This is a genomic window from Kitasatospora phosalacinea (assembly GCF_000716545.1).
Classification (GTDB): domain Bacteria; phylum Actinomycetota; class Actinomycetes; order Streptomycetales; family Streptomycetaceae; genus Kitasatospora; species Kitasatospora phosalacinea.
Genome location: NZ_JNWZ01000124.1, coordinates 1 through 5,953, shown reverse-complemented (window position 1 = coordinate 5,953; position 5,953 = coordinate 1). Strand labels below are relative to the sequence as shown.

Annotated in this window: 4 protein-coding genes and 1 pseudogene; all 5 read left to right on the top strand. The window is 72.9% G+C overall.

What is annotated here, in order from left to right; translation table 11 throughout:
• A pseudogene (locus OO48_RS41335) lies at window positions 1-99 on the top strand (neutral zinc metalloprotease); the annotation flags it as partial.
• Window positions 100-269: 170 nt separating this feature from the next.
• Window positions 270-1,598 carry an ammonium transporter gene (locus OO48_RS33430; RefSeq protein WP_033223280.1) on the top strand — a complete coding sequence of 443 codons (1,329 nt, stop codon included), beginning with the start codon at window positions 270-272 and terminating at the stop codon, window positions 1,596-1,598.
• Entirely contained in the window at window positions 1,595-1,933 is a 339-nt protein-coding gene (locus OO48_RS33425; protein ID WP_014135467.1) for a P-II family nitrogen regulator, read from the top strand. The genes OO48_RS33430 and OO48_RS33425 overlap by 4 nt, the downstream gene beginning before the upstream one ends.
• A 263-nt stretch (window positions 1,934-2,196) precedes the next feature.
• Entirely contained in the window at window positions 2,197-3,378 is a 1,182-nt protein-coding gene (locus OO48_RS33420) for a macrolide family glycosyltransferase (RefSeq protein ID WP_033223278.1), read from the top strand.
• 299 nt (window positions 3,379-3,677) lie between these two features.
• Window positions 3,678-5,801 (top strand): carbohydrate-binding module family 20 domain-containing protein, encoded by a 2,124-nt coding sequence (locus OO48_RS33415; RefSeq protein ID WP_081952583.1) that lies wholly within the window; start codon window positions 3,678-3,680, stop codon window positions 5,799-5,801.
• Window positions 5,802-5,953 lie beyond the last annotated feature (152 nt).

The window sequence follows — 5,953 nt, the reverse complement described above, 5'->3', positions numbered from 1 at the left end:
TACGCGGGCCAGAGCGTCACGGTGAAGTTCAACGCGGTCGAGGACTCCTCGCTGCAGACCTCCTTCGTGATCGACGACACCGCCGTCCAGACCGGCTGACGCACTCCCGTCCGGGGCCCGGCAGCCGCACCGCAGCGGCTGCCGGGCCCCGGCGCGTCGCCGCCCCCGGGTGTCCGAACGGTGAGATCCCGGAAACTCCCGGGCAACACGAAACACCACCGAAACACCGACGACGGCGGCCCGAAATCCGGCTTGGCGACACTCCCCGCATGCTCCTCGCTGACTCCCCACCCACCCTGGACAGCGGCGACACCGCCTGGCTGCTGGCCTGCACCGCGCTCGTGCTGCTGATGACGCCGGGCCTCGCGCTGTTCTACGGCGGCATGGTGCGCACCAAGAGCGTGCTCAACATGATCATGATGAGCTTCACGTCGATCGCCGTGGTCACCGTGGTCTGGCTGCTCGCGGGCTACTCGCTGGCCTTCGGCAAGGACGCCGGCTGGGGCCTGATCGGCTCCCTCGACCACCTCGGCATGGCCGGCATCACCCCGCGCAGCCTCACCGGCGACGTCCCCACCCTGCTGTTCGCCACCTTCCAGCTGACCTTCGCGATCATCACCGCCGCGCTGATCTCCGGCGCCATCGCCGACCGCGCCAAGTTCGGCTCCTGGGTCGCCTTCACCGCCGTGTGGACGCTGCTGGTCTACGTGCCGGTCGCGCACTGGGTGTTCGCCCCGGACGGCTGGATCCTCAAGCACCTCGGCGCCCTCGACTTCGCCGGCGGCACCGTCGTCGAGGTCAACTGCGGTGCCAGCGGCCTCGCCCTGGCCCTGCTGCTCGGCCCGCGCCTGGGCTTCAAGAAGGAGGCCATGCGCCCGCACAACCTGCCGCTGGTGCTGCTCGGCGCGGGACTGCTCTGGTTCGGCTGGTTCGGCTTCAACGGCGGCTCCGCGATGGGCGCCAACGGGCTGGCCGCCGCCGCGGTCCTCAACACCCAGGCGGCCGGCTGCGCGGGCCTGCTCGGCTGGCTGGTGGTCGAGAAGAAGCGCGACGGCCACGCCACCACCCTCGGCGCCGCCTCCGGCGCGGTCGCCGGACTGGTCGCCATCACCCCCTCCTGCGGCAGCGTCGACCTGCTGGGCTCGCTGGTCATCGGCCTGGCCGCCGGCCTGGTCTGCTGCTACGCCGTCAGCTGGAAGTTCCGCCTCGGCTACGACGACTCGCTGGACGTGGTCGGCGTGCACTTCGTGGCCGGCGTCATCGGCACCCTGCTGATCGGCCTGTTCGCCACCGCCGTGATGACCGGCGGCCCCGCCGGACTGCTGCACGGCGGCGGGCTCGGCCAGCTCGGCAGGCAGCTGGTCGCGGTGCTGGTGGTCGCCGGGTACGCGTTCGGCGCGACGTACGGCATCGGGCGGGCGATCGACCGGCTGATGGGCTTCCGGGCCGCGCCCGAGCACGAACTCACCGGCCTGGACCTCGCCGTGCACGCCGAGAACGCGTACGATCACGGCGTCCTGGGCCACGGCTCCGCCACCGCCCACGCCAGCGTGCACCCGCACGGTGCGCCCGCCTCCGACAGGACCCGCACGGTATGAAGCTGATCACCGCTGTCGTCAAGCCGTTCAAGCTGGACGAGGTCAAGACCGCGCTGCAGGAACTCGGCGTGCACGGCCTGACCGTCACCGAGGCCAGCGGCTACGGGCGGCAGCACGGCCACACCGAGGTGTACCGGGGCGCGGAGTACCGGATCGACCTGGTGCCGAAGGTCCGGATCGAGGTGGTGGTGGAGGACGAGGACGCCGAGCGGGTCACCGACGCGATCGTGGCCGCCGCCCGGACCGGGAAGATCGGCGACGGCAAGGTGTGGGTGGTGCCGGTGGACGGCATCGTCCGGGTCCGCACCGGCGAGCGCGGACCGGACGCGGTCTGACGGTGCGCCAATCCGGCCACGGCCCCCGGGAGTCACCCCCCGGGGGCCGCCCGCGTTGGCGGGGCGTCCGTTAATCGGGTGCGGTCCGGCGGGTCCCGGGTTAGTGTCCCGGCATGTCTTCCTTCCAGCAGATCTACGGCTGACGCGGCCGGGGCAGCGCCCCGAGCCCGAGCGTCCCGCCCGCCCGCGCGCCCCTTCGGCGGCGCCCCGGCGGCGCGGTGTGTTGTCCACGCCCCCGTAGAACGGAAGCAGGTGCTCTCCGCATGACCCGCGCATCCCGCCGTGCCCACATCGCCATGGTCGGCATTCCGGCCGTCAGCCACGTCCGCCCCGGTCTGGAGGTGATCCGCGAGCTCGTCGCCCGCGGCCACCGGGTGACGTACTTCAACGACCCCTCCGTCGCCGGGCTGATCGCCCCCACCGGCGCCGAACTCGTCCCCCACCCCTCCACCCTGCCGGTCGCCGACCACGACTGGCCCGAGGACGCGATCGGCGCCATGCGCGTCTTCCTGGAGGACGCGATCGCCATGCTGCCCCGGCTGCGCGCGCACTACGACGCGGACCCGGCCGACCTCTACCTGTACGACATCGGCGCCTACGCGGCCCGGGCGCTCGCCGAGGCGCAGGGCCGGCCGGTCGTCCAGCTCTCGCCGACGCTGGTCGGGTGGGACGGCTACCAGCAGGAGATCGGCGCCCAGCTGCGGCAACTGCCCGGGGCGGACGCCTACTTCGCCCGCTTCGCCGAGTGGCTGGCGGGCAGCGGCGCCACCACGCTCGACGTGGACGACTTCTCCGGGCGGCCGGCCCGGGCCGTCGCGATGATCACCGAGGCGATGCAGCCGCACGCCGACCGGGTCGACCGGGAGGCGGTGGACTTCGTCGGCCCGTGCTTCGACCTGCGGGCCGAGCAGGGGAGCTGGCGGCGCCCGGCCGGGGCGGAGAAGGTGCTGCTGGTGTCGCTGGGCTCGGCGTTCACCCGGCAGCCGGAGTTCTACCGCAACTGCCTGGCCGCCTTCGGGGGCCTGCCCGGCTGGCACCTGGTGCTGCAGATCGGGAAGCACACCGACCCGGCGGAGCTGGGGGAGGTCCCGCCCGGCGTCGAGGTGCACCCCTGGGTGCCGCAGCGGGCGGTGCTGGAGCAGGCCGACGCCTTCGTCACGCACGCCGGGATGGGCGGCTGCGGGGAGGGGCTGCTCGCCGGGGTGCCGATGATCGCGGTGCCGCAGGCCGCCGAGCAGTTCATGAACGCCGACCGGCTGGTCGAGCTCGGCGTGGCCCGCCGGATCGACACGGCGGACGCCACGCCGCAGGCGCTCCGGACGGCGCTGGCCGAGCTGGTCGCGGACGGGGCGGTGGCGGCGCGCCTGCGGGAGCTGAGCGCGCGGGCGAAGTCCGAGGGCGGCACCGCCCGCGCCTGCGACCTGATCGAGCAGCGACTGGGCTGACCTCCCGGGGGCTCCGGACGCGCCGGTCCGCCGCTGACGAACCGTCAGTGGCGGACCGGCGCGTCCGTTCTTTCTCATCCGCGGCGGCCGCGACCTCCCTTGACGGGCGTCCGGGCGGACCCTATGGTCATGCCACTGCAAGTTTCCAGCAAGTTTCAACGCTCTTGCAGCGAGCTTGCAGTAGCGACCCTCCCCCCGTCGCGCTGACGGCACCACCCCCGCCGTCGCGGCCCCCCACCCTGCCGCCTCCCGCTCCGCGACCTGCGTCCGCGGCCCGGGCTTCCCCCAGGAGCGCCCCCTTGCCAACCTCCGCCCCCGTCCGCAGAAGGCGCCTCGCCGCCGCCACCACCGCGCTCGCGGCGCTCGGCCTCTCGGTCGGCGCCGGGCTCACGCTCGCCCCCGCCGCCACCGCCACCCCGCCGGGCGCCAAGGACGTCACCGCCACCCTGTTCGAGTGGAAGTTCGACTCCGTCGCCAAGGCCTGCACCGACACGCTCGGCCCCAAGGGCTACGGCTTCGTCGAGGTCTCCCCGGCCCAGGAGCACGTCCAGGGCGGCCAGTGGTGGACCTCGTACCAGCCCGTCAGCTACAAGATCGCGGGCCGGCTCGGCGACCGCGCCTCGTTCCAGAACATGGTCAACGCCTGCCACGCCGCGGGCGTCAAGGTGATCGCCGACGCGGTGGTCAACCACATGAGCGCGGGCAGCGGCACCGGCACCGGCGGCACCAACTACACCAAGTACAACTACCCGGGCTACTACCAGGACCAGGACTTCCACTCCTGCCGGACGTCGATCAGCAACTACGGCGACCGCTCCAACGTCCAGAACTGCGAACTGGTCGGCCTCTCCGACCTCGACACCGGCTCCGGCTACGTCCAGCAGACCATCGCCAACTACCTGAACGACCTGCGCACCCTGGGCGTCGACGGCTTCCGGATCGACGCGGCCAAGCACATCGCCGCGAGCGACCTGGCCGCCATCAAGGCCAAGACGGGCAACCCGGGCGCGTACTGGGTGCAGGAGGTCATCTACGGCGCGGGCGAGGCCGTCCAGCCCTCCGAGTACACCGGCAACGGCGACGTCGACGAGTTCCGCTCCGCGACCTGGCTCAAGAGCGCCTTCAACGGCGGCAGGATCTCCGACCTGCAGGGCTGGGGCAGCGGCCTGCTCGGCTCCGCCCAGGCCCGCACCTTCGTCGACAACTGGGACACCGAGCGCAACGGCTCGACCCTGACCTACAAGTACGGCTCCGCCTACACGCTGGCCAACGTCTTCCTGCTGGCGAACCCGTACGGCTCGCCGAACGTCTACTCCGGCTACGCGTTCAGCGGCAACGACGACGGCCCGCCCAACGGCGGCACCGTCAACGCCTGCTACCAGGACGGCTGGAACTGCACCCACGCCTGGCGGCAGGTCTCCAACATGGTCGGCTTCCGCAACGCGGTCTCCGGCACCGGCATGACCGACTGGTGGTCCAACGGCAACAACGCGATCGGCTTCGGCCGCGGCAACAAGGGCTACGTGGCGATCAACCGGGAGTCCGGCGCGATCACCCAGACCTTCCAGACCTCGCTGCCGGCCGGCACCTACTGCGACGTCCAGCACGGTGACCCGGTGAACGGCGGCTGCACCGGCCAGACCTACACCGTCGGCCCGGACGGCAAGTTCACCGCCACCGTCGGCGCGGGCGACGCGGTCGCCCTGTACGTCGGCGCCGGCGGCGGCTCCACCGCGACGCCGACCCCGACGCCGACCCCCTCGGCCTCCGCCTCGCCGACCGGCAGCGGCAACAGCGCGACCGTCTTCTACTCGACGGACAAGAACTGGTCGGCCTACGACCTGCACTACGCCCCCAACGGCGGCGGCTGGACCACCGCCCCGGGCGTGGCCATGGACGCGGCCTGCACCGGCTGGGTGAAGAAGACCGTCAGCCTGGGCACCGCCACCGGCCTGGCCGCCACCTTCAACAACGGCAGCGGCACCTGGGACAACAACGGCGGCGGCAACTACGCCCTGGGCACCGGCAACGTCACCGTCAAGGACGGCGTGATCGGCTCCGGCGACCCGTGCGCCACCGCCTCCCCGACGCCCTCCGCCTCGGCCTCCGCGTCCTCCTCGCCCTCGGTCGGCACCGGCGCGTCCTTCGCGGTCAGCGCCACCACCACGGTCGGCCAGAACGTCTACGTGGTCGGCGACGCGGCCGAGCTCGGCGGCTGGGACACCTCGAAGGCGCTGCCGCTGTCCTCCGCGTCCTACCCGGTGTGGAAGCTGGACGTGGCGCTGAGCGCCGGCACCGCCGTCCAGTACAAGTACGTCCGCAAGGACGCCGCCGGGAACGTCACCTGGGAGAGCGGCGCCAACCGCACCGCGACCGTCCCGGCGAGCGGCAAGGTCGTGCTGAACGACACCTGGCGCAGCTGAGGCCGGACCACCCCGGTCGGCAGGTCACGGCCGGGGCGGCCGGACCGCCCGAACGGATGGAATCCCGGCTCCGGGGGAGCCGGGGAGCCCGGCCGCTGGAAGCGTCGGCCGGGTGAGCACCACCCCCACCACCCCCACCACCCTCCAGCCCC

Coding starts and splice junctions, on each gene's coding strand:
- OO48_RS33430 (WP_033223280.1), top strand. CDS start 270: ATGCTCCTCGCTGACTCCCCACCCACCCTGGACAGCGGCGACACCGCC.
- OO48_RS33425 (WP_014135467.1), top strand. CDS start 1,595: ATGAAGCTGATCACCGCTGTCGTCAAGCCGTTCAAGCTGGACGAGGTC.
- OO48_RS33420 (WP_033223278.1), top strand. CDS start 2,197: ATGACCCGCGCATCCCGCCGTGCCCACATCGCCATGGTCGGCATTCCG.